The following is a 535-nucleotide window of genomic DNA, read 5'->3' on the forward strand; positions in this document are numbered from 1 at the left end:
CAATATCTCCCGTGCCACGGCTGCCAAGTGGCTTAAACGAGACGATGTACAAGACCGTTCGCACCGCGCCCACACGCTGCATACGACCTTGAGCGCGGCGCAGGAGACCATCGTGCTGTCATTGAGACAGTCGCTCTATCTGCCGCTGGACGACCTGCTGTACATTACCCGCGAGTACATCAACGCCGCCGTTTCGCGGGCAGGCATAGCCCGCCTGCTCAAGCGCGAGGGCATGTCGCGCCTGGAGGATGTCATTCCGAAGGCAGAGGGCGAAACGATCTCGCCCAAGAAGACCTTCAAGGACTATGAGCCGGGCTTCGTTCACGTCGACATTAAATACCTGCCGCAGATGCCGGATGAGACGTCGCGGCGCTACCTGTTCGTGGCCATCGACCGCGCGACACGTTGGGTGTTTCTGCACATCTATGACGATATGACCGACAGCAGTAGCGTCGATTTCCTGCGCCGACTGAAGATTGCCTCGCCGATCAAGATCACCAAAATCCTGACCGACAACGGCTCCCAATTTACTGAT

Annotated in this window: 1 protein-coding gene; it reads left to right on the forward strand. The window is 58.1% G+C overall.

Features of this window, described 5'->3' with window-relative positions; translation table 11 throughout:
- Nucleotides 1-535, forward strand: a 535-nt coding sequence (locus tag F2P45_RS34450) for a DDE-type integrase/transposase/recombinase (protein ID WP_166882684.1), incomplete at both ends; no start/stop codon positions are given.

This window comes from Massilia mucilaginosa, assembly GCF_011682145.1.
Lineage (GTDB): Bacteria > Pseudomonadota > Gammaproteobacteria > Burkholderiales > Burkholderiaceae_D > Telluria_A > Telluria_A mucilaginosa.